This is a genomic window from Nostoc sp. FACHB-888, from assembly GCF_014696655.1.
GTDB lineage: Bacteria > Cyanobacteriota > Cyanobacteriia > Cyanobacteriales > Nostocaceae > Nostoc.
In genome coordinates this window covers 20,380-45,909 of the sequence record NZ_JACJQM010000003.1, presented here as the reverse complement: position 1 = coordinate 45,909, position 25,530 = coordinate 20,380, and the positions used below count along the sequence as shown (strand labels likewise).

Sequence of the window (25,530 nt, the reverse complement as noted above, 5' to 3'; positions counted from 1 at the left end):
CACTAAAGCATCTTGCTACTTCTTAACCGCCGGATACTGCTTCAAAACTTGCTTTAAATATTGCCCAGTATAAGACCTGGGATTTTTTGCAACTTCCTCTGGTGTTCCCACAGCAATCAATTCTCCACCTTTGTCGCCACCTTCTGGTCCCAAATCTATTACCCAGTCAGAACAACGAATTACATCTAAGTTGTGTTCAATTACTAAAATTGAATTACCTTTATCTACCAATCTTTGCAACACATCTAACAATTTGTGGACATCATAAAAAGATAACCCTGTTGTCGGTTCATCGATTAAATAAAGTGTCTTACCTGTAGCGCGTCGAGATAATTCTGTTGCCAATTTCACCCGTTGCGCTTCACCACCAGATAAGGTAGTCGCAGGTTGTCCTAGTTGGACATAACCTAAGCCGACATCAAATAAAGTTTGCAAACGCGCGATCGCTTTGGGTATATTCTGGAAAAAGTCTAAACTCTCCTCAACGGTCATTCTCAGTACATCAGAAATTGACTTATCTTTATACTTCACTTGCAAAGTTTCGCGGTTGTATCTTGCACCCTTACAAATTTCGCATTGCACGTAAACATCCGGGAGAAAATTCATTTCAATAACATTCACACCCTGGCCACTACAAGCTTCGCAACGTCCACCTTTAACGTTGAAGGAAAATTGTCCGGGTTTGTAACCTCTGGCTTTAGCTTCTACTGTTTGGGAAAATACATCCCGAATGGCATCGAAAATTCCTGTGTAAGTTGCAGGGTTAGAACGTGGTGTGCGTCCAATAGGGGATTGATCGATAACGATCGCTTTATCAATCGCATTCAATCCCTGAATTTTATCCAAATGTCTGGGTAAGGGAACTTTCTTAGTTAAATGGTGTTGCAGAGATGGGTATAGTAACTCGTTAATCAGCGTAGATTTGCCAGAACCAGACACACCAGTGATGGAGACGAGTTTACCTAATGGAATGTCTACATCTATATTTTGTAAATTGTTGCGATGGGCATTTTTAATTCCCAAACTGCGCCCATTTCCTTCTCGGCGTTCTGCTGGTGTGGTAATTACTCGTCTTCCTGATAAATATGCACCCGTCAAAGAATCTTCTGCGGCTAATAACGCCTGAAAATCACCTTGGGCAATAATATTTCCACCGTGAATTCCTGCACCAGGGCCAATATCAACAATGTGGTTAGCTGCACGAATTGTTTCTTCATCGTGTTCAACGACAATCAATGTATTACCCAAATCGCGCAATTTCGTTAAGGTTTTGAGCAACCTGCCATTATCTCGTTGATGCAAACCAATACTCGGTTCATCTAAAACGTAGAGAACTCCTGTTAAACCAGAACCAATTTGCGTTGCTAGACGAATCCGTTGGGCTTCACCACCGGAAAGAGTCATGGCGGGACGGTCAAGGGTGAGATAATCTAAACCTACATCCAACAAAAATTGCAACCTAGCTTTGATTTCTCGCAGGACTAAATCAGCAATTTGTAACTGGCGATCGCTCAACTTGAATTGCTCAATTCTCTCCCGACAATCTCGAATTGATACGGTAGTCAATTCTAAAATTCCATATTGTCCCAACTTCACCGCCAAGGCTTCCGGTTTTAACCGTTTTCCCTTACAAACTTCACACGGTTGATCGATTAAATACTGCTCTAATTTTTGCTTAATTAATTCAGAACCACCCTCATACTGCCGTTGCAAAATTGGAATAGCACCTTTAAAACTCTGCTTTCTTTGCGCTTCTGCGGCTCGTTCATCTTTCTCTCCAAACAAAATAATTTGTTGCTGTTCTTCTGTCAGCTTGCTCCAATTTGTTTGTAACTCAAACCCATAAATTTGTCCGACGCTATAGAGTAATTCCAAGTAATAAGAATTATCTTTTTCTGACCAAGGCGCGATCGCAGCATAAACTGGCGCTTCCCAGTCGGGTACAATCAAGTCTGGCGCAAATCTCCTTAAAGTCCCGATGCCATGACAGTGCGGACAAGCACCATAGGGCGAGTTAAAGGAGAATAATCGCGGCGATAGTTCCTCCATTACCGCGCCATGTTCTGGACAAGCAAAGTTTTCCGAAAATACTAATTCTTCTTCTTTTTCTTGTCCATCGTCACCAAGCAGACTCACCAGAATGGCTGCAATCCCACCGGATTGCTTGAGACACGTAGACAGGGAATCAACCAAACGCTCCTGAATATCAGCCTTTTTCACTAAGCGGTCAATTACCACTTCGATGGTGTGGGTAAAATTTTTATCCAATTCAATGGAATCTGACAGTTCGCGGATCTCGCCATTGATCCGCACGCGGACAAAACCTTGAGATGCCAGACTTGACAAAAGCTTACGATGTGTGCCTTTCTTCCCCCGGACAACGGGTGCAAGAATTTGGAAGCGGGTACGATCTGGTAATTCCATGATGCGATCGCACATCTCATCGATTGTCTGGGGGGCAATACAGCGATCGCATATCGGACAATGGGGTTCGCCAGCCCGACCAAACAACAGCCGCAAATAGTCGTAAATCTCCGTCACCGTACCCACAGTGGAACGCGGGTTATGGGACGTTGACTTTTGGTCAATAGAAATTGCTGGACTTAAGCCTTCAATGGCTTCTACATCCGGCTTATCCAGTTGTCCTAAAAATTGCCGTGCGTAGGCGCTGAGGGATTCCACATAGCGACGTTGCCCTTCAGCGAAAATGGTATCAAAGGCTAGGGAAGACTTACCAGAACCCGAAACGCCAGTAAATACGATTAGGCGATCGCGTGGCAATTCCAAGTCAATATTTTTCAGATTATGCTGCCTAGCACCCCGAATCCGAATGGTATTCTGGCTGTTGTGGCTGGGGTACGGAAGATGTCCATTCAAGGATGCTGCTAGCTGTTTGTCTGACATATTGGGCGGCGAAGAAGGAGTTTCTTATGAAACAGTCCTTAATAATACTATCTTTAATTAGTTTATAGTAGAACAATCGTACTGTTTTAGTTAGTTATCGTTCCAGATTCATGGCGCAGATATCCTTAAGAGTCGGCTAATTTGGAAGCATCCCGATTGAATATCCTTTTGAGGGTGAAGCTATGGTATCGCAAATCCAACCGCCGACCCAGCCAAAGGTTATCTACTTAGATAGTGACGGATAACTAATTGCTAATAATACCATACAGTTTGGCTAGATTGTAGAAATTAAGCAAAATATAGAGTGGCTATTTGCTGACTTAACTGGAAACTTCAAGCTTTGAACTCGGAGGTTCGACCTTTTTACTCGGTCATTGGTGTTCAGAACTTGGAAGTTCGACCTTTTTGCTCGGTCATTGGTGTTCGGAACTCGAAACGCCGAGATCAGAACTGTGATCGCATCTCTAATTTACCGAGCGATCGCTTTTAGCTCTACATTTAAGCTTAGAATCACTGCAAAAATTAGGTTTTAAACTGCGATCGCGTCTTTTCTTTGGCAAGCGATCGCCTTTGACTCTACATTTAAGCTTAGAATCACTACAGCCTCACCCCCTGATTACTTCTTGTTGCAAAGCTGCCTATCGCTATCACTCAAATTAGGCGCATAAATTAAATAGTTATGCAACCACCGACAACCCCGTGCTAGTAATTGCTCCAAGCTTTCCACATTCCACGCATAAATAAACACAACTCGCCTTGTTTTGTCCAAGGAGGCGCTGAGGATGTGCTGCCCATCGCGGCTAAAACTGGCACTTATGACCCCACCATCACGCCCTTGGAACTTGGCAATTTCCTTGCCTTGTAAGTCCCACAGCCGCGCTGTATTGTCATATGAGGCGGTGAGGATGCGCTGCCCATCCGGGCTAAAACTGGCACTTGTGATATAACCTTCATGCCCCTGAAATTTGGCAATTTCCTTGCCCTGTAAGTCCCACAGCCGCGCTGTATTGTCATTTGAGGTGGTGAGGATGCGCTGCCCATCCAGGCTAAAACTGGCACTTATGATATAACTTTCATGCCCCTGTAACTTAGCAATTTCCTTGCCCTGTAAGTCCCACAGCCGCGCTGTATTGTCATATGAGGCGGTGAGGATGCGCTGCCCATCCGGGCTAAAACTGGCACTTTCGACACTATTTTCATGCCCCTGTAACTGAAACTTGGCAATTTCCTTGCCCTGTAAGTCCCACAGCCGCGCTGTATTGTCATATGAGGCGGTGAGGATGCGCTGTCCATCCGGGCTAAAACTGGCACTTGTGACAACACTTTCATGCCCGGCCATTACTGTAGATCCCTGCACTTTATCCAAAATTGTCTGTAAAGCTAAAACTGGACTAGCCGCAGGATAAGCTTCTAATTTTCCCTGACTATGCTTGTCTATTAAACGTTTTAAGTCCTTGCCATCCCGCATGGCTGCCAGCAAAGCCCCCAGTTGATTAAACTGAGAGCGGTTAATATTCGCTACTCCTGACCGTTCCAGTCGCGTAGTGTCTAAGGCAACTTGACGGTCTGCCTCTGCCTCTTTCTTGGCAATCTGCGCTGTTTTCAAATCTCGTTTTGCTAACTGTTGTTGTTGCTGTGCCTTTTTCCGGGCAATTTCTGTTACTTTCAGCTCACTTTGAGCTTTTCTTGCTTGTTGTTGTGCTTGTTGTTTTTCTATCGTTGCTTTCTTCGCATCTTCCTCAGCAGACTTTACCTTCTTTGTTGCAGCTTTAAACTGCTGATTAGCTTTTACCAAGTTAGCTTTTGCAGAATTTAAATTCTTATTTGCTTGTTTCTCTTTGGTTTCTGCTGCTTTCTGTCTGACTTCTGCATCGTTTGCCTGCTGCGATATCTGCTCATTTTTTTGACGCTGGGCTTCGGCTTCTGTCTTAGCTGTATTTAAATCTGTTATGGCATGATTAGCTTGCTGAGTACTCTGTTGTGCAAATATTCCCGAAGCAATTGCCCCCACCAGAGCAAAACCCAGCACTACAGAACCAATGCGAATTCGTTGATTAGCTTTGCTGTTTGCTTTTGCTAAAACCTGTTTCGCCTGTTCCTCTGCCTCTAGCCTTTTCTGCACATCACGCTTTTCCAACTCTTGGCTAGCAGCTAAAAACCGATAGTCCAAGTCACTCAAACTTTTACCTACTGCCCATTCTTGGGCATCTTGCAAACTCTGTCCCCGCAACAAGCGCGACTCATCTTGACGTTCCGACTCAACCCAGGCATTAAATGTATCGGAGTAGGGGCGCAAGTTTGCTAAAATCTTGTCGCACCATTCCTGCTTAAACACCTCTGTATAAATCCGGTTATAAATTTGCAGCTTTCCGTCTCGCTTCACCACCAAACCCGTCAACCGCAATTCCGTTTGTTCAGGACTATCATCAGCGACTATCTCTCCCTGCTGCAAAATCTGCTGATACAACCCCAACAATCGCCCAGTCCACTGTTCCCCACTCCGCAAGATTCTGTGACGAATCGTTTTCAAATGCTCCGGCTCATCTTGCGTCTCCCAATTCTCAATAATCCCCTCGCGTACCAACTCTTCCACCCAGTCCCCAGCCCCTAGTCCCCAGTTTCTAGTCTCCAGTCCCCCCTGCACCAGCAACTTACAAACTTTTTGCGTCAAAAACGGCTGTCCTCCCGTCCAGTCCAGCACCACCTGCATCAATTCTTGAGAATCACCCACTTCAGCCAATCCCTGTGCCAAGGGTTGGGCCTCTGGAAGTTGAAAGCCAGTTAAATCAATTGCCTGTCCAATATTAAAAGGTGTCCGGCGTTTGTCTTGAATCAAATCTGAAGGCGTAGACACGCCAATTAAAGCAAAGGTGAGGCGATTATATTCAGGATGGTCTGCTCGTCGGTTGTAGCAATCGCGAATAACTGCAAAAAAGTCATCCAAGTTGAATGAAAGACTCAGAACGCTGTCAATTTCATCATTGACTAGCATGATGGAGAACACGCGACATGAGTGAAGTTTTGCCCATCTGTCGGGGGGCTTTGATGCGAATTAAGGCCCCTGGTTGAAGAATCGCTTCATAACAGTCTACCTCAATAGGCGATCGCTCCACATAGAAAGCAGAGTTTAGAGACACCTGCCCTTCTGGATTTTCTAAGGAGACTGCTGCTTTTATCTCGGTATCGGGAATCGTTTCGTTAGCAGAGATAGCACCTTGGGGATTGTTCCGACTTTTCAGCACTGGTGTCGAAGACTCTGGAATACTTTCTAAATCAATCGCGCTACAGCCAAACTCATAAGCATCCTCATACGACCTATCAGCGCCTAGTGCATCATAAAAGCCTACCGCAAATTTAATTGCGGCGCGATCGCCAATTGCCCGATTCATCCCAACTACGCAATTAATGTGTTGGTAAATAGCCTCAGCTTGCACCTCGCTATAGCAAGCATTTAACAATATACACTCAACTTTGTCTTTAAATAACTTAAATAACCTTGCCAGTGACTCCGTACTCACTAGCTGCATTTGCCCTGTATTATTTTCCAAGGCTAAACCTTGATTTCCTCCCCCATGTCCTGAAAAATGGATGATATGAGGATTATGATCTAAAAGCGCACGCCGCAAATCGTCAGGACGCACCGCCCATTTAGTAATCAGTTCAAACTTATCTCGGCTGCGAGAGCGTTGCAACCCTTCCTGAATTTCCCTTACTTCCTCGTCCAAACGAAGTTTATCTGTCGTTGTGGGATTAGCTGACACAATCAGGATTTTTTTCACAGCGCTATCAACTATTGAATGCAGGCTTCTGGCTTAGATGTAGTTTACTACAGCAAGTAACTAGACAATTACTGATAGTGCATTACCGTTAATGAGCTTTTGATACTCATTCACGAGTCTTTGATACTCGCCGATGAGTCTTTGATACTCGCCGATGAGTTTTTGATACTCGTGAATGAGTCTTTGATACTCGCCGATGAGTCTTTAATACTCGCCGATGAGTCTTTGATACTCGTGAATGAGTCTTTAATACTCGCCGACGAGTCTTTGATACTCATGAAAATGACAAGAATTTTCACAAGCCTAGAATACACATAATTGTAGGGGCACAATATATTGTGCCCCTATGCGTGTAGTCTATTCAAGTGAAAACCGTTGTAATCTTTAGCCAGATGCGACCTAATTAATCTTAATCTCCAGTTTTTTCTTGGCAACTTGCGTTTAAATCAAAACTTTGGCATTCTGTAGCTTTCAGTAATTGCCTAACCGTATCACTAGGTTGACAACTCATCAAAGTTGCCCCCATTGCAGCGAACATCACAACAGTGGCTAGTCCCAACACAGTAGCTCGTTTTTTAAGTTTGATTGTACTGACTAAAGTATTTATCCCAGTGGCACTACCAACAACCTCAATTGCCTTAAGTGCTTCCAAAGCAATAGCCGCATTAGCATAGCGACATTTTCGATTGCGTTCCACCATTTTCATCAACCACCGCCGCAAACGTGGACTAATGTGAGGAACTAATTGCTGGAAATTAAAGCGATAGTTATCATCAATTAATTTCCCAATCTCAACAGAACGAGTATTAGTAAGTAAGCAAATCAGTGTTGCTCCTAAACTATATAAATCTGATGCCTCAGTCAGGGAATGACCAAACTGCTCCTCCGGTGGCATAAAACCTGGAGTTCCTGCTACAAAGCTGCTCAGAGCTACTTTTGCACCCTGTATTCTAGCCAAACCAAAATCAACCAGATAAGCATTTAGTTGCTCATCAACCAAAATATTCTCTGGTTTAATATCCCGATGAATAATTGGCGGAATTTGCTTTTGTAGATAAACCAAAATCTCTAAAATTGACAAAGCAATTTGCTTTATTTCTTCTGGATTAAAGCTGCTCGTCAAGCCTAAAGATGGGGCATTTTTGTATTCCTGCACCAGATAAAAAGCCCCTGGTATTTCAAAAGAATCTATATAGTGAGGAATGCGAGAATGATTTAGTTGCTGCAAAATTTCGATTTCGCGCTGATATGCTTTTACACCTGATAAATCAGCATCCGCACGAGCAAAACAAAACTCTTTAATTACCACCTGTTGCTTAGAGTTGAGGACATTAGCTAAATAAGTAATGCGTCCCCCTTCTCGGTTGCGTCCTAGTTCGCTGATAACTTGATAGCCTTGTTTGGAAAAATCTGGATGGTGATTTAAGGGAATTGCCCTTTTATATTCATTACGCACATCAAGCTCCATTACACAACATACAAGTTTGATTCTGTCAAGGTGCAATTCAAAAAATTAAGATCCACTCACCCAGATTGTTAGTCCCATTTCTACCCTGCATGGGCCAAGGCGCATCAGCAGAAAGTGCCTTTGCATTTGCGTCTTGGCGGGAAATAGTTAACTTTGGGCTAACCAATCGACAATCTGGGCATTAACAATATCTGGAACCTCATCGTGGGGACAATGACCGGCATTGGGAATGGGAACAATTTTGATTTCTTTGCCATTCTCACGCGCCTCTTCGTAAATCTTTGCCCCGGTGATTGGTGTCCAAGGATCGTCAGCACCCCAAATTACTAATAGAGGACGTTCTACTTTGGGCAAAAGTTCCTCTGGGCTTGGGCCAGGAGGGGCTGTGAGAATAGAGGCGAAAACTTGTTGCGCTCCTGGGTCGCATGAGGGAGTATAAAGTAAATCGACTAATTCATCGGTGACCGCTTCACGCTTTTTGTAAACTTGGTAGAGAGTACGCCGAATTTGGGCTTTTTGGCGGATGCGGTTATAGACAAATTTACCTGTAATTGGCGATCGCACAAACCGATTAAAAGTTGACATCACAATCCGTAGTGGCGGGTTCAATTCGTGCGGACGATGACTCAAACCACCCGCAGAGTTAATTAAAATACCACCAGCAGCAATTTCTGGATGTTCTACCAGTACAATCAAGCTCAAAAGTGCGCCGATGGAGTTGCCAATAAATACAGCAGGTTCTTGGATGTGTGCTGTGCAAAAATCTTTCAGCAGTTCCACCCAAACTTCCACAGTGTAATCAATGGGCGCTTTATCAGAACCGCCAAAACCCAAAAGGTCTATGGCAAACACCTGGTAGCCAGCACTAGCTAAAACTGGGATATTTTTGCGCCAGTGTCCAATAGAAGCACCGAAGCCGTGAACCAGTACCAAAGGGCGTCCTGTACCCATGACGGTGTACTGGATTTTGTAACCCTGCCAATTCCAAATGAATTTTTCAAAGGCGTCTTGAGTTGGAAGCTGTTGTGTCGTTACAGTCATTAATAAGATTCATAAAGTGTTTCTTCAAATATATTAATGTTTCTGACCTAATAACTCCCTACTCCGTACAGACGCAACTAATCGCGTCTCTCCCTACTGATTTAAATGTTAGTTTCATCCACATCAAGGGATTAATAAGTCAAGGGATACCAAATACCCCTGTGACTTTTTAGACGAATGGTAGTGTGAGATGAAATACATGAATCAAAGTTACTTAGCTCAAATGAGCAAGTTTGTTCTGGCTGCAACCTCTGTGGCAATATTTTCACCAATAGCTTCTGCCTACGCAACTTTAGGATTCTCTACCACCGTCGCCCAAATATCTGATCATTCCACAGGTCAACAACTTTTAGCGGATAAAAAAGTAGAAACAAGGAGCCGTACTACTACTATTGAGCGGCAAACTATCACTACAGAAAGCCGTAATAGTACTGTTTCTACAAAAGGAAAAAAGACAGGTTTTAGCCTTGCCATTTGGGAACCATCTGGTAACTTGTCAGAGGTGATTGCTCGCATTTCTGTCAAGAGTAAAGGTGGCAAGGGCTATTTAAAAGAGCGGTTTTTGGGTGATTACAAGTACAAGATTAAGCAAAAAGCAAAATTTGCTAAGGGGTTAAAAGCCAGCGATCGCATCGTCGTGCGATTGTATGATGTTCAAAACCGCTTTATTGGCTACAGCGAATTTGAATGTTTGTCTGCAAACACCACAGTTAACCTGATTTTGTCAGCCAAGCCTACAGAATACCAAGTCGTTCGTACTGTTTATGGTGTTGATGCTGACCAAAACGGCACTATTGACGCAGGTACCACCACCTACGACTACTTTACTCAAGTTAGCGGCCAACGTGTTAGTTTCCTAAGCAGTTCCCAAACCTTCCAAGGTAGTCAGTTCCAAGTAGAAGGTTTGTCAAAAATTGCAGGAACCAGCGTTTATCCCGTTTCTTTCACGCAGGGTGAGTATGCTTTAGTCCGTCAGTCGTTCGTGAGCGTCTTTAGCTCCGACTTGGCAGAGGCTTTGCAAGCTACTCCTGGCAGCTTGGTGCAGGTGATTGAAGTCAGCGAGAACTCTAGCTACGACATTAGCCAAATGCTGATGAATTATCGCCAAGTTGGGATGTCTCGCGCTCTCCAGGTTGGGTTTTCTGATGTTTCCACAAACTACTGGGCTAAAGATTTTATTGCCGAATTGGCTTCAATGGAAATTCTCGAAGGTTTTCCTGATGGGACTTTTCGCCCTGATGCACCAGTAACTCGTGCCCAATTTGCGGCAATGTTGCGGAAAGCCTTTACCAAGGGGAAAATTCGCCAAGCGATCGCATTTAAAGATGTCTCAACTCAATATTGGGCTTACAATGCCATCAGCGAAGTTTATCAAATGGGCTTTTTAAACGCTGTTATTGGCAAAGGTTTCAACCCCAGTCAAAGCCTTTCTCGCCTTGATATTTTGGTAGCATTAGCGCAGGGATTAAATTATCAAAGCAGTGGTTCCACGGATACAATCTTATCTGTTTACAGCGATGCAACTAGTATTCGTAGTGAATATCGCAGTCTGATTGCAGCTTTGACACAACGCGGTATAGTCGTCAACTATCCCAATGTGAACTTGCTAAATGTTGAACGGGTAGCAACCAGATCTGAAGTATCTGCTTTGCTATACCAAGCCCTATCTAGCACCGGAGAGGTAGCAAACATCTCCTCGCAGTATGTCGTTGGACAACAACAACAAGTTGCAGTGGAGGAGCAGACTGAAACTTCGACCGAGGGCGTCAAACCGCGTCGCAATTGCAACCAAGGAATTGGTAATGGTTCTGAGGGCTGTGACCCAGGCAATTCCAGTCCTCACGGTGGCAGTAACGACGAAGGTGGACGCACCCCTGGCAAGAAGTAACATCAATTTTTTTAAGAGACGCGATTAATCGCGTCTCTAGCTTGCTCAAGTGTAAAATTAATTTCCTGACCATAAGAAATTTCCAATGTATGACCATCTGGGTCTCGAATAAAAGCCCAGTAACCAACCGGATGACCCCAGTCATTTGGCCCATCTAGCAGTATTCCCTCAACGCGTGCCTCATTGCACAGGCGATCGATTTCCCCGCGATTCTGATAAGCTACCCCAAGATGGGATAGTGGTAATAGTGTGCCTTCTACTTTAGCTGCTTTAATTAGGACAATCACAAAAGGTCTAGTTAGGTCACTAATCCAAGCAACATCTGATTGAGTCGCTTGATCAATGCGATGATGCACGACTGTCATCTGTGCATACTTTGCATAAAATGAGATACTTGCATCAACATTACTGGCTGCAAGTGCAATGTGAGTAAAACCAAGATCGGACATAAAAAAACTCCGTGGTAGACTTGACCCCACCAATGTAGGTGTTGGCCTTAGTGCTTACTAAGAAAGGTGACACCATTGATAATGAAGGTAGGCGTTATCTTCACAAAATTTATGTTTTTAACTTGGTTAGACAGTAACTCTTGGCTGCTGGAAATCGGCGGGAAACGAATACTAATTGACCCTTGGCTGGTTGGTTCGTTAATTTTCAGCAACTTGGATTGGCTATTTAAAGGGTCGCGATCGCAAAACCGCCCAATACCAGATAATATTGATCTAATTCTGCTGTCTCAGGGTTTAGAAGACCATGCTCACCCACCAACGCTTAAGCTGCTCGACCACAGCATCAAGGTTGTAGCTTCTCCCAATGCAGCCAAGGTTGTACAGAAATTAGGTTACACCCAGGTAACAGTATTGCCTCATGGTGAAACTTTCACTTTAAATAATCAAGTTGAAATCAAGGCTTTCCCCGGTTCGTCCATTGGCCCTACTCTGGTGGAAAATAGTTATCTCCTCAAAGAATTGGAAACTGGTTTAACTGTATATTACGAGCCTCATGGGGAGCATTCTCCACAGCTTCAGCAAGCTGCACCCATCGATGTAGTGATTACACCGTTTATTGACATGACGTTGCCTTTGCTTGGGCCAATTATTAAAGGAAATAATAGTGCTTTAAAAGTAGTAAAGTCTTTACAGCCTCAAGTAATATTACCGACTGCGGCTGGTGGGGATGTGGCGTTTGAGGGATTGCTGATGAAACTCATTCAGACTAAAGGAAGTGCTGAAGAATTTCGTTCGTTACTAGAGAAAAACAATCTTTTGACGCAAGTACTTGAGCCGAAACCAGGCGATCGCTTTGAACTACCATTAGAAAAGCGAGCATTAGCAATCTAACTTAGCTTACATCTTGCATCTAGCTCTAGCGATTAAAATCAAGGTTTTCAACCCGCGCAGGTGGGTTTTGCCTGTGTAGCTACGATTTCTAGTTGCTAGGGCTAATTTTATTCCATAGCTGAATTATTTTGCATATTATACACTTCTCTAATCGGAAAAGGAATTTGAATTCCTGCTTGCTGATAGCGTTTGTGTAATTTTTTGACGAATAGATGTTTACCAATACGCTGATCAAAGTATTCATTGACGCGCATATAAAGGGTAAAATCTATACTAAAATCATTGAAAGTATGGAATCTAATATATGGTTCAATTTCTTTTAATTCCGGTGCAATTTCTTGCATGACTTCTTTGGCAACTTCTACAGTCACTTTTTCAACTTGTTCCAAGTCGCTATCATAACTTACCCCCACATCCATTGTTAAAGTAATTTCCTTTGCGGGTAAATGATAGTTTGTGAAAATTGCAGAAGACAATTTTGAATTGGGAACAATAACTACATTATTTGAAATTTCTTTAATTGTCGTATTGCGCCAAGAAATATCTATGACATATCCCTCATGACCAGCGTCTAATTTCACATAGTCTCCGGTTCTAACTTGCTTAGAAATAACTAAGTAAAAACCAGAAAACAAATTCGCAAGTGTGTCTTGAAGCGCTAAACCAACTGCTAGTCCACCAATACCTAAAGTCGTGACTATTGGCGTAATTTGAACACCCAGCGTTTGCAATATGATTAATGCTCCTAAAACTAAAACAGTAATCTTAGCAAGGTTAGAAATTAGTGATGTGGGAACACCTTCTGTTCTACGAATAAATAAATTAACAAACCCAGCAGCCAATCTTGATAAAACTAGGGTTACTGAATAAAGCAATGCGATCGTCAGAACTTTTTGTAGCACGAGCGCAATATCTGGCTTGAGAGGAGAACTCAGAATTGCCCAAAAAAAACCGGCAATGACAAACCAAATAAATGTCATCCGGTGCAGGGAATGGAATATAATATTACCCCCGGCAATTCGTTTATTATTAACGAATCTTTCCAGCTTTTTGAAGATAACTTTTTCACCAATTATTCCAGCTAGTAAGCCAGCTAGAATAAATCCAATAGGTGTAATCCATTCAATCATATCAATTTCAAATTTGGAATTTTAGATTTAGGAGAGCAGCATTTTTGCTGTGATTATGGCTAAATTTTACCTTGTTGTCGGATTAGCTGCTTGATATTTTCTTTCCTTATGGACTTGCCAATTATTTACCACCCAGATTACGTTGCTCCCCTACCTGAAGGACATCGTTTTCCAATGTCTAAATTCCGACAACTCTACGAATTGCTGTTAGCTGATAATGTAGCCAATCAAGAACAATTTCATACCCCTGAACCTCCACCGCTAGAATTGATAAAGTTAGTCCATACCCCAAGCTACGTTCAAGCTTATTGTGAAGGAACCCTAGACCCCAAAGCACAGCGTCGCATTGGTTTGCCTTGGAGTCCAGCATTAGTGAATCGTACCTGTGTAGCGGTAAGTGGTACAATACTCACTGCTAAACTGGCATTAAGTCAAGGTTTAGCTTGTAATACTGCTGGTGGAACTCATCATGCCTTTCCTAGTTATGGGTCTGGTTTTTGTATTTTCAACGATTTAGCGATCGCCTGTCGCGTTTTACAAAAATTCGGACTCGTCCAAAAAATCCTAATTGTGGATTTAGATGTTCATCAAGGAGATGGCACAGCTTTTATCTTCCAAGACGACGACAGCGTTTTTACTTTCTCCATGCACTGCGAAGTCAATTTCCCCGGTACTAAACAAAATAGCGATTTGGATGTTCCTTTGCCAGTGGGAATGGAAGATGACGCATATTTACAAACTTTGGCGAATTACTTAGCAGATTTACTATCTAAAGTCAAGCCAGACTTAGTATTTTATGATGCTGGTGTTGACCCTCATATAGGCGATCGCTTGGGCAAATTAGCTTTAACTGATGCTGGGATTTTTCGCCGAGAAATGCAGGTTTTGAGTACCTGTATGAGTAGCGGTTATCCAGTCGCCTGCGTCATTGGTGGCGGTTATGCTGATGATATGAAATCTTTAGTATGGCGACACTCCCTGCTGCATCGTGCCGCTAGCGAAGTTTATCAACAGTACAAACTATAGTCATTTAAGGGGTAATAGTAACCGAAATCGTAGAGTTTTTAAACCCTCAATTGTCCTTGAAAATTTTGTTCGCAAAGGCAGTACTGGATGAACAACGGCAAACTCAGAATCTACGAACTAGCAAAAGAATTGAATTTAGATAGCAAGAAGCTATTATTAATTTGCGAAAAGCTCAAAATTGTAGTTAAAAGCCATACCAGTTCAATCTCAGAATCCGATGCAGAACGTATTCGTCTAGCAGTAAGTAAACTAACAGCAAAATCCTCGAAAACTAAAACAAACTCTGAAGATTGGGGCTATATGTTTATAGCTTCAGCAATTGATAGTTTTATTCGCCATCTTGAAGGTGAAACTGCTCTTAAATCATATCCCGAATTTAGGGATCGACGCGATCGCGCCAATAAGTTAATGTTGGAATGTGTTGGTCAAAAGCCTTTTCTATTTTATGTGCGTCGCAAAGGCGCGGGGAAAGAGGCAAGAGAAGAAATTTGGGATTTGATAATAGCAACAGATAGCGATGATTTTCAATTACCCGCAAGACTTGAGAAGCTCAAAAAAACATTAGGATTCAGAGCTGCTGTACAAAAAGATGGACGCGACGGTTTAAAAATACTATCGGCTCAGTTATTACAACCCTCACGGGGACACGCCGATAGCTATGTTATACCTTGTCGCTTGCGTCTCTTACCTAATCATCAGCATCATCTCGACATTTCACCCACAACATTGAAACGCATTGCAGCCGCGCCAGTTTGTGGCGAAAATGTGCCTACAGAAGAACAACTCAAAGCCTGGAAAGCATTTTTGCAAATTGAAGAAAAAATCGCTAAAGCGCGTCAATTTTGCGTGCGTTATGTAAATCATAACTATAACTTCAAAAGACGGATTAGTTTTGAAATTGATGTAGCTTCAGCCACCCTTGACGGCTTCTATCAAAATTCTCTCGATGTGGAAAACTTTTGGGAACGAGCAAGGCGCACAAAAAATGAAGATTTAAAACTTTTTGAAACTGCTCCCGTCGGCAAAAATTGGATTAGCGGTCGTCAATTAGGGACTGTTGAAGAAGTTGATCCCAACCGTTGTATTATCAGCCTCCGACTAGAACGCGACTTAGCTGAATTCATGGCAACAGAGCGTTATAAGTTGCCAGATACAGGATTTTTATGTTTTGAGGCAGTTGGTGATATTCAGCAGATTCAGCGCAAGAAAAAAGCTTTAGATGATTTGAATAATGGCTACACCCAAAATCCCTATTTGGGCAACTTTTTATTCGATGCTTCTCAAGCTAGACAAATCAAAACAACTGTTGAACTTAAAGCACAAGATTTATTATTATCTTCAGCTAATCCTGGTCAGAAAGCAGCAGTAGAAAAGGTACTTGCCGCTAAGGATCTTGTTCTCATCCAAGGGCCACCAGGTACTGGTAAAACTACCGTAATTGCCGAGATTTGCTATCAAATTGCGCTTCGAGGTGGACGAACTCTAATTGCTTCTCAAGCGAATTTAGCAGTAGATAACGCCCTAAGTAGATTAGTTCATAACCCTGTGATTCGTGCCGTACGTAAGGGTAGAGCCGAAAAAGTTGGTGAGGAAGGACAGCCATTTTTAGAAGACCAAGTGATTGGCAGATGGCTAGAAAATACAGCAAATGACTGCGAAAACAACCTGACTCAACGCCTCGAAAATATAAAATTTTTCAGTCAATTGCTGGCATCATCAGAAAGATTCACAACCTACTTCCAAACAGAGGAAGAATTGAATCAGCAACAAAGTAAATTCAATAAAAATAAGTTAAAAATCGAGGTTAACTTTAAAGATCAAGAACAATATTATAATGAAGCTGTAGAAAAGCAGAACAATGTTGAATCTTTAATTGCAGGTTTGGAAAACATACTAAATACTGCACCAAATATTAACTGGGAAGCTCCAGAAGTTGCAGATTTTTTACCGCTTCTTAAGCCATACACAGAAGGCAACAATTTAGTAGAAGAATTTTTAGCAAATGTTCGTCAAACCATAAAATATACTAATGAGCTTGGCTTTGTACGTCCGGCGCTTGGTGCTTTTGGTTTAGCGGTTTGGTTGCGTGAAACTGTAGCAACAGAAATTTCTGGATTTAAAACTGCTTTGGCTCATGCTCAAGAAGCAAGTGAAGCCATTTTAAAACTTGCAGCATCAGTGGAGGTTGTCAAACAAAATTTCGCATCGTTAAATCAGGTACAACCAGATTATCAAAAATATATTGCCAAACTGCAAAACCTCCAGCAAACAATCCAGATTTGGGAAAACCGTAAACGGGAAATTGATTATATTATCTCAGCAGTAAAAGAATGGAAATCTACAGCACCTTCTCATCTTTATCAAACTTTAAAAGATTGTCAGCAATCAGGTTTACCACTAACAGAAAATTTAGTAGACTTACCGCTAGGTTTGTTGATGTTTGCTAATACATTAAAATTGCCAATAGTACCAAAAATTTACAACATTAACCTACCAGAATGGGAATTATTGACAAAGGCGATCGCTTATGAAATAGACGGAGGTTTTACTGACAGACGGGGTAAACAGCATAACTTTAGCTATTTTTTACAACAAAATTTTAGTCAAATTCCAATGGTGTTCTCAAAGAGCGATCGCACCCAATGGCAAGAAACCTATCAACAGTTTAGCAACTATCAACTACTCAATCCCAAACAGCGAAAATTACTGGTTGAGAATACCCAGGTTTTCTTAATTAGAATGCAACGGACTTATGGTGCATCATGGGAATGGAATAATATTGATTCTACCCTCACTAAGATTACACAAGAATTGCTAGATACAATCCTTGCAAATGCCCGTCAATGTGTTTTAAAAGTAAAAACCGAAACTGATCAACAGCTTCAGCATCTGCAACGCCAATTAAATGAACTTCAGAAAAATGAAATCAGCCAACAGCAAATATCCATTACTCAAGCTGAGGTAGAAAAAGCACAGCAAGACGCTAATTTGCAACTTGCACGAGTTATTAATATTTTGCAAGAACTTAATAAACAAAATATTCCTGCTCTATTACGAATTATAATTGAGAAATATCTCGCCACACAATCAAATATTTGGGAGCAACCACAAGAATTTTCAAGTCAAGTGAATTCTTGGGGAACTTGTATTAATCAGCTTGAAACTTTAATTTCGTCATTAGAACCTTTTGCCGTGTTGGAGATGATTAAAAGTTCTCTACATGAGCATTTATCAAAATTACAAGAAGAAACTGAAACTTCTCTACAGCAGGTTCAAAAATTACAAATTAGCTTACGTGAAATTGAACAAAAATTACAACCACAGCCATCAGAAACTTTAATTGAACAAAGGAGTTGGTGGTTGACAGAATGGCAAAAAATCCCGGATAAATTTAAGCCAGATAACTCTGCTGGTGACTTGTTTAATATAGATTTATTACGCGCCATCAATATTAAGTTTGAATCTTGGCTACAGCAACTCCAAAAAGACGAAATTTATCTCAATAGATATCAGAATTTTGTACAAGATTGGATTGAGAAATTAAGAAAGCCAACTGAAGGCGATCGCGACGATTTAAGACGCATATACTTAGATAATGCCAACGTTGTTGGTATCACCTGTGTTCAAGCTGCAAATAGAGGTTTTTCGGAAGAATTTAAATCCTTTGATGTCGTCATCATTGATGAGGTTAGTAAGTGTACTCCACCAGAATTACTAATCCCCGCATTGAAAGGCAAAAAGTTAGTTATGGTAGGCGATCATCGGCAATTACCACCGATGCTTGATACTAGTACTTTAGAAGAAGTTGCTCAAACAATTGGGAATACACGAGACGAACTACAATTTTTAGAAGAATCACTGTTTAAAAGTCAGTTTGAATCTGCAGATGAAAGCATTAAACAAATGCTAACTACCCAATATCGAATGCACCCATTTATTATGGGAGCAATCAATCAGTTTTATGACGGTAAACTAGAATCTGGTATTTTGGAGCCGGACACAAAACGCGCACATCATTTAGCAGGCGAAATCATCCAAGAATCTCAGCATATTATTTGGGTAAAAACGCCCATAGAAAATCAGTTTTTAGAGCAACGAAACGGAACTTCTTACTTTAATATTCCAGAAATCGATGCGATTGAACGTCTGTGTCAGCAGTTTGAGACTACTTGGGTTTCTAAAGTTGCTAATGGTGAACCAAAAAAAGAAATTGCCGTAATTACGTTTTATGGTGCTCAACTAAGAAAAATCGATGAACGCCTGCAATCTGAACTTTTCCCTTCATTAGAGATTCGTACTGGGACAGTAGACAGATTTCAAGGTATGGAACGACCCGTTGTAATTGTTAGTATGGTTCGCAACAATAGTAAAGGAGATGTGGGATTTGCTAAAAAACCAGAACGGGTAAATGTTGCATTTTCTCGCGCTCAAGAACTGCTGATAATTGTGGGTTGTCATAGTTTATTTACCCATCAATCAGGTAAAGTCGGGAATATGTATTCTGAAGTATCAAATATTGTCAGTCTTCATGGAGGTTTCGTTGATGTTTCTCGAATCATTTGAAAAGTAAGTGCTTTTGTTGTGAATTAAAGGCTTAGGTGAGAAACCGCAAATATAAAAATCTGAGAAAAAGTAATTCTTAAGCTTTTATAAAGAAGTTACAATTAACAAACTGCCCTCCAAAACTGATTATTTCTCATTTAGAAATAGACTGGAGACTTTTATGACCCCAGCAGCGATAGCTACACCTACAAAAGAATCACCCCTTTTGTTTGAAGGACTGACTTGGAGAGAATTCAAAGCAGTTGAGCAGCGCTTCACAAATAGCTGACGATTTCTGTAAACCTATTACAGTTCTTCAATTAGAATTTTAACGGTAACACGATACAATCCAGATGCACTTTTATTGTTACCAATGCAAATTAAGGATGGAAACAAATTTTCTGACGGCTGTTTTTCTGCCCCTGGCTTTATTTATTATTATGTTAGGCATGGGGTTAACCTTGACCCTAGAGGACTTCAAGCGAGTTATAATCTATCCCAAAGCGGTGGTGATTGGCTTGGTAGCGCAATTGATCATGTTGCCGATTGTAGGCTTTGGCATTGCGTCGGTGTTTCCCCTTAGCCCACAATTAGCGGTAGGCGTGATGATTTTAGCAGCCTGTCCCGGTGGCCCTACTTCTAATATGATTACGTTTTTGGCTGGAGGTGATGTTGCTCTTTCTGTGACGCTAACAGCTATTAGTAGTTTCATTACGGTTTTTACGATCCCTGTACTAGTAAATTTGTCAATGCAGAGATTTTTAGGTGAAGGAACAACGTTACAGTTACCTTTCTTAAGTACCGTTTTGCAGATTGCGGTGATCACACTTCTACCTATAGCAATTGGGATGATAGCCAAGCGCTATGCACCCGCACTTGCAGACAAGGCAGATAAATCTGTGAAGTGGCTATCTTTATTTTTCCTGGCGGTGGTAATTACTGGAGTACTGCTGCGAGAACGGAATAATTTTATTTCTTATGTAATAGATGTGGGCTGGGCAACTCTGGTTTTGAATGTAGTAACAATGGCTTTAGGTTTTGCGATCGCAACCTTAACCCGATTAGGAGAAAAAAGCGTTACGGCAATTACGATAGAAGTAGGAATTCAAAATGGCACTCTGGCGATCGCGATCGCTTCCACCCCTACCCTGCTGAATACTCCCACAATGGCCATTCCTGGAGCAATTTATAGTCTGCTAATGTTTGTAACTGGTGCTGGATTTGCTTGGTGGGCTAGTCGTCGCCAAGGCTTGTTAAAAGCATAAAACTAATTTGCCTCATAGGTTATAAGTATTTGTACAAATTGAATTATCCAATCTTATTCCGTTGATGTTTTTTGCCTCTTCTGCTAAACCAATTGATGACAATCTCAAGAATGTTGTAGACGAAATAGAAGCGCAAAGCCCTACCTTATCAGTTTTAGCAGCACGTCAATTTCGCTATGGCTTGCGTCAAACCCCGATAGAAGTAAATATCAAAGAACCCCGCCAGTTTAACGTACTCGAAGAATTTATTATCCGCGCTGCTATTGAATTTCAACCTCCACCAACAGAGGATGAATTAGCCTCTGTACTTGGGCTTGATTCTGTTTTTATCAAAACTACTACTGCAACTCTCCGTTCATTACAAACTCTATCAGCAACATCGCCAATTACAGTCACTCCTGAAGGTCGCTCATTTTATGAAAAAGGGTCTGTACCACAGCCCCCATATCCTGTCCAGCTTAATGCTATTACAGACCCTTTAAGCGACAAGATAACTTTTCAATCTGAATCTTTAAATGAGACAGTGATAAATTTGCCTGACTTGGCAGATTTTATATCTATTGATAATACCATTGTTGATATCCCTTCCTTACCACTTGGGGAAATCCAAAAAAGTATTCAAGCTTCAGGTTTAGCACTTCATGTGCCAGAAGAGGGAAAAATTGTTACTTCCTATAAAATACTAACTTCGACTCAAAAAATTTGGAGAAAAATATCGCTTTTCATTATCTTTGATGCCCTTGAAGATAAATTGAGAATCCAAATAAGAAATGGAAAGCAAATTTTAGAGTCAGCATCAAATTGGTTAGAACTGCTACATACTGAAGGTAAAATATCCTTGCAAGTATTATGTAAATGGTCAACCGAAGCCATCAATTTTGAGCATCAAGCAATTCTCAAATACAAAAACACTGAAATAGAAGTTAGACTTGAAAATATTCGTCAAAAGGCACTAGAAACTGCCGCAAACTCTAGTAAAAAAGTAGATCATTCTACAGCATTAGGTGAAGCTGTACAGCTACGCGATGGACAAATTTCTCAAGCTTTCTTAGAAGTTTTAAATTCGGCTAAAAGTCAGATTTTTATCTATTCTCCTTGGGTGAATCAGGCAGTTGTTAATGAAAAATTTATAACTCTGTTACATAAATTAGCTAATCGCGGAGTTTGGATTTTAATTGGACATGGAATTGCGCGGCGACAAGAAGATGAAGATAAACCAATTTCACCAGAAATAGAGAAAAAACTTCGAGCGATAAAAACACCTGATGGTTTACCATCTATACAGGTTTTCTGGTTGGGAGATTCCTATGTCAAAGAAGTAATAGTTGATAAACAAATCCATCTATTTGGATCTCATAACTGGTTATCCTATCGCGGCGATTATCTACCACGAGGTGAATCAGTTTATAAAGTTACAATTCCATATCAAGTTCAGGAAGCTTATGAATTTCTTGCTAATCGCTTCCAAAATCATGCTCAAAAATTATGGGGAAATGCTTTAGAAAACCGTGATTCTCAACTGGCTGTAGAGTCTTTATGCCTGTGGGGTGCGCTAGGTATGGAAGAGATTGCACTTAAAAAGATACAGCAAAACAATTGGCTTGAACTTATGCCTGTATGGTTGAATGTAGCACTACAGGGCTTAAGGTCGAAGAATATACAGTCTGATTCAGCAATTTTTAAAACTGCACTTTCGTTGCTGAGTCAAATTTCTATTGAAGAAGCTTTTATTAAGCAATTACAACAGGGATGGCGTAAAGTTATCGGCGCGATCGCAATTAACAATCCCAAAACTGCTTTAAACTTACTTAGTGATGAAGTATGGGCGCAGTTTCTACGTCTCAATATTGCCCAAAAGAGTGATTCACCTGATAATTTTATCTCCCAACATATCTAACTCACTAGCAGAAGCCTCTAGTATTACACTCAAGGCTTTGACTATGGAGTTATTTAAGTTATCTCTTCATGTAACCTTTTTATTATGTAAGTATGAATAACAAGGTCATAAGAAAAGAGATAACTATAAAAAAAATATGATGGTGCTAGCATCATATTTGCTAAATAGTATAGTATCGATAGTATAATAGTAGTATGCACGCAAAGCGGATATATATCTTTAGATAGATATTTCTATTTTCAATTAGTAACCTGATGCGCGTCTAAATTGTATAAACACTCTTTATGGTCGTTAACTGTTGACGGTTGATGGATGGTTATCAGTCATCAGTCATCAGCCTTCATGTAAATGTTCAAGTTAGATGCATAACAGCTTATGAAATGTCTAATAAGAAAGTTATAGAACTAAGTGTCTTTGGACTAGGCTAACTATACTAAAACGGCTGAATTTGAACAACACTTTTATCTATTTGCACAGTGCAAGGGACAAGGGAAAAGAAGTTTACTGTTGCCCGTTGCCCGTTCCGTCTTCCCTCCGAGGCAACAGACTCAGTAAATCATAAATTAGGCTATTCTTCATACCTCGGTAGTAATAATTACGGAAGGATAGCTAATAAATCTGTCATCCTGATTTGGCGTGAGTTTGCAATTCAATGATTCTTAACCTTTGATTGACTTAAAGATAGATCCAGAGATTCGTCTAATTCGATACAATTTATAAGCAGAGAGAGCCGAAGGAGAACAAGGTGGTCTTATTAAAAGGCTTTGAGATTGAGATGTATACTGGCACGCCTCAAGGTGAAATCGTCGGTCTCTCCGACAAAATTGTTGCCGCTTTGGATGGATTTATGCGGGAGCCAGATAGCCGCAACGTCGAGTACATAACCCAACCATCCCATAATTACGAGAATTTATTGTGTGCCTTGCTGCGTCCCCGGCGGGAGTTGCGAAACTACCTCAATCGCTTGGGCAATTACACCCTAATACCGGGGAGTACTTTATCTTTGGGTGGCGGCGATCGCTTTTTGCGTTCCGATCCAGCAAACCCCTATCATGACTACATTGAGAAAACCTACGGTACGAAAGTAGTAACCGCCAGTGTACACATAAATGTAGGCATCAGCGACCCAGAAGTATTAATGCGAGCGTGCCGGGTGATCCGTATGGAAGCGCCTCTATTTCTCGCCCTCAGCGCCTCATCTCCCTTCCTGGATGGCAAAGCTACTGGCTATCACTCTACCCGTTGGGGCGTATTTCCGCAAACGCCTAGCCATGTGCCATTATTTGCCAGCCACGCCGATCATATTCAGTGGGTGGAAGATCAACTCGTTGCAGGAACCATGCAAAACGTGCGGCATCTATGGGCATCGGTGCGGCCAAATGGCGATCGCCGTCCATACGATCTAAATCGGCTAGAATTGCGAATTTGCGATTTAGTCACAGATCCCATTGCGTTGCTAGCGATTACTGCCTTATTAGAAGCGCGTTTGTTGCAAATAATCGAAAATCCCAGCATCGATCCGTTAACCCAAAGTATTTTCTCTGGCGAAGAACTTGTAACCCTGACTGCTGAAAATGAAGCTGCTGCTGCTACTGGTAGTCTTGATGCTCATTTGCGGCATTGGCAAGATGGCAGAAGCATCCTAGCCAGAGATTGGATTTCTGAAATGTACCAAGATGTTTGGGCGATCGCTAAACAACGAGGTTTTGGCTGTTTCCTTTCTCCTTTGCAAAAAATCCTCCGCGAAGGGAATGAAGCTCAACAGTGGTTGCAATTACACGCAGTCGGTTTTGACAGCCAGCGCGTCATCACTCAGGCTATTATTGCCACCCAAGAGCGCGAAATCGAACTCGAAGACAAATTATGTTCCTCTCTGCTGTCTTAACTCAAGGGACATTGGGGATTGGGGATTGGGGATTGGGCAAAGACTTGTTTCAAGTTCTCACCTCTTGTCCCCTTGTCCCCCCTGCCTCCCCTGCTCCTTCATCTCCCTCATCTCCCCCTACTCCCCAATCTCTGCCTCATCTACTGTCTTCAGACAAACGGTAGATTCTCTTGGATGCACTACCAGAACTAAAAGGCACAAACACTGAGTTTTTCTACATAAAACTTAACATTTCCCAATTTTAGTCTAATATCCTCTCAGGCATTGCTCTGGGAGGGTTTACGCTTCGTTTTAAAAATCTAATCGCTGGAGGATGCTTGATTATTATTAATAAAACCTATGAATAGCCTCTACCCTTTGGTAGATTTAACATAGACAATAAATTGTTTTATACAATACCTAGCTTATACGGACAATGCCTCAGGTAGTTTTAGTTAACCCGCAAATTCCTCCTAATACAGGTAATATTGCCCGTACTTGTGCGGCTACGGGTACAGAGTTGCATTTGGTGGGGCCTTTAGGATTTGAAATTAGCGATCGCTACCTCAAAAGGGCTGGCTTAGATTACTGGCCTTACGTCAAGCTGCACTATCACGAATCGCTAAAAGCCTTTAAAACCGCACATCAGGAGCGTGGAGGCAGATGCTTAGGTTTTACTGTCCGTGGCAATTGTAATTATGTTAGCTTTCAGTTTCAACCTGATGATTGGCTGCTGTTTGGTAGTGAAACTACCGGCTTACCACCAGCAATTCTGTCAGATTGCGATGCTACTTTGTATATTCCCATGAGCCAACCGGGGGTTCGCAGCTTGAACTTGTCAGTCAGTGTAGCAATTAGCTTATTTGAAACCCATCGTCAGTTAGGCTATTTACAATAGTTGTTTACCTATATGCCTATAAGTAAATATACTTATGATATTTCCAGATATCTATTTAGACGAATGATTTGTGGCAGCAAAAATTTTCTTTATTACTGCAATAATATGTAAAACAAGATACCTAAAATTGGGCTTTTTTCTAAATTGTAGTGGAAGATACTTACAAGGAGAGCAAGGTTAGTATAAGAAATTTGTATATAAAACTTGGGATATTGCCAAATTTGAATGATAGATTTTGATGAATTTGAAACATCCTAAGTTGAGGAACAAAAAGGCTAAACTCCAGTCATCTGGGATATTTCAGCCATTTTAGTTCGAGCAACGCTAAAAAGAAGTTCCAAAGTAGCCGATAGATCATACGGTTGTTTTTTAGGGAATAATCAACGTAAAGTCTCGTGTTGAGAAGACTGATTGAGTAGAAATATCTTGAAGATATCTACAGTAGGGGGCATCACTTTCCCAGAAGTCGCAGCAATTTAATTCTCGGC

Annotated in this window: 15 protein-coding genes; 8 read left to right on the top strand and 7 right to left on the bottom strand. The window is 41.4% G+C overall.

What is annotated here, in order from left to right:
• Window positions 1-15: 15 nt before the first annotated feature.
• The 5 genes from uvrA to H6G26_RS02795 all read right to left on the bottom strand — a co-directional run bounded on the left by uvrA (window position 16) and on the right by H6G26_RS02795 (window position 9,192).
• A complete protein-coding gene (gene uvrA / locus H6G26_RS02815; protein ID WP_190727827.1) occupies window positions 16-2,904 on the bottom strand; it encodes an excinuclease ABC subunit UvrA in 2,889 nt (962 codons plus the stop codon).
• Window positions 2,905-3,520: 616 nt separating this feature from the next.
• Entirely contained in the window at window positions 3,521-5,896 is a 2,376-nt protein-coding gene (locus tag H6G26_RS02810) for an AAA-like domain-containing protein (protein ID WP_190727826.1), read from the bottom strand.
• Window positions 5,883-6,683 carry an AAA-like domain-containing protein gene (locus tag H6G26_RS02805; RefSeq protein WP_190727825.1) on the bottom strand — a complete coding sequence of 267 codons (801 nt, stop codon included), beginning with the start codon at window positions 6,681-6,683 and terminating at the stop codon, window positions 5,883-5,885. Before H6G26_RS02805 ends, H6G26_RS02810 begins: the two co-directional genes overlap by 14 nt.
• Window positions 6,684-7,092: 409 nt before the next feature.
• On the bottom strand, window positions 7,093-8,151 hold the full coding sequence (locus H6G26_RS02800) for a serine/threonine-protein kinase (RefSeq protein ID WP_190727824.1): 1,059 nt from the start codon (window positions 8,149-8,151) through the stop codon (window positions 7,093-7,095).
• Window positions 8,152-8,298: 147 nt separating this feature from the next.
• Window positions 8,299-9,192, bottom strand: a complete 894-nt coding sequence (locus H6G26_RS02795) for an alpha/beta fold hydrolase (protein ID WP_190727823.1) — start codon at window positions 9,190-9,192, stop codon at window positions 8,299-8,301.
• A 199-nt stretch (window positions 9,193-9,391) separates the two neighbouring features.
• Here H6G26_RS02795 and H6G26_RS02790 point away from each other — a divergent pair, with 199 nt between their 5' ends.
• Complete coding sequence (locus H6G26_RS02790; RefSeq protein ID WP_190727822.1) at window positions 9,392-11,080, top strand: S-layer homology domain-containing protein; 1,689 nt, start codon at window positions 9,392-9,394, stop codon at window positions 11,078-11,080.
• A gap of 11 nt (window positions 11,081-11,091) precedes the next feature.
• Here H6G26_RS02790 and H6G26_RS02785 read toward each other — a convergent pair whose 3' ends face one another.
• Window positions 11,092-11,529: a VOC family protein gene (locus tag H6G26_RS02785; protein ID WP_190727821.1), complete on the bottom strand. Its 438-nt coding sequence runs from the start codon at window positions 11,527-11,529 to the stop codon at window positions 11,092-11,094.
• 111 nt (window positions 11,530-11,640) lie between these two features.
• Between H6G26_RS02785 and H6G26_RS02780 the strand changes: the two genes are divergently transcribed.
• Window positions 11,641-12,420, top strand: a complete 780-nt coding sequence (locus H6G26_RS02780; RefSeq protein WP_190727820.1) for an MBL fold metallo-hydrolase — start codon at window positions 11,641-11,643, stop codon at window positions 12,418-12,420.
• Between the two features lie 107 nt (window positions 12,421-12,527).
• Here the strand turns inward: H6G26_RS02780 and H6G26_RS02775 are convergent, their stop codons facing one another.
• On the bottom strand, window positions 12,528-13,550 hold the full coding sequence (locus H6G26_RS02775) for a mechanosensitive ion channel family protein (RefSeq protein WP_190727819.1): 1,023 nt from the start codon (window positions 13,548-13,550) through the stop codon (window positions 12,528-12,530).
• A 108-nt stretch (window positions 13,551-13,658) separates the two neighbouring features.
• On the opposite strand from H6G26_RS02775, the gene H6G26_RS02770 reads away from it, so the two are divergent.
• The 6 genes from H6G26_RS02770 (at window position 13,659) to H6G26_RS02745 (ending at window position 25,042) form a co-directional block, all read left to right on the top strand.
• The gene (locus H6G26_RS02770) at window positions 13,659-14,576 is read left to right on the top strand and encodes a histone deacetylase (RefSeq protein WP_190727818.1); all 918 of its coding nucleotides are present in this window, start codon (window positions 13,659-13,661) and stop codon (window positions 14,574-14,576) included.
• An 87-nt stretch (window positions 14,577-14,663) separates the two neighbouring features.
• Window positions 14,664-19,139 carry a translation initiation factor IF-2 N-terminal domain-containing protein gene (locus H6G26_RS02765; RefSeq protein ID WP_190727817.1) on the top strand — a complete coding sequence of 1,492 codons (4,476 nt, stop codon included), beginning with the start codon at window positions 14,664-14,666 and terminating at the stop codon, window positions 19,137-19,139.
• A gap of 365 nt (window positions 19,140-19,504) precedes the next feature.
• Window positions 19,505-20,383 carry a bile acid:sodium symporter family protein gene (locus tag H6G26_RS02760; protein ID WP_190727816.1) on the top strand — a complete coding sequence of 293 codons (879 nt, stop codon included), beginning with the start codon at window positions 19,505-19,507 and terminating at the stop codon, window positions 20,381-20,383.
• A gap of 64 nt (window positions 20,384-20,447) precedes the next feature.
• Entirely contained in the window at window positions 20,448-22,280 is a 1,833-nt protein-coding gene (locus tag H6G26_RS02755; protein ID WP_190727815.1) for a hypothetical protein, read from the top strand.
• A gap of 745 nt (window positions 22,281-23,025) precedes the next feature.
• On the top strand, window positions 23,026-24,165 hold the full coding sequence (gshA, locus tag H6G26_RS02750; protein ID WP_190727814.1) for a glutamate--cysteine ligase: 1,140 nt from the start codon (window positions 23,026-23,028) through the stop codon (window positions 24,163-24,165).
• 415 nt (window positions 24,166-24,580) lie between these two features.
• Window positions 24,581-25,042 carry a tRNA (cytidine(34)-2'-O)-methyltransferase gene (locus H6G26_RS02745; protein ID WP_190727813.1) on the top strand — a complete coding sequence of 154 codons (462 nt, stop codon included), beginning with the start codon at window positions 24,581-24,583 and terminating at the stop codon, window positions 25,040-25,042.
• The last annotated feature ends 488 nt before the right edge of the window (window positions 25,043-25,530 follow it).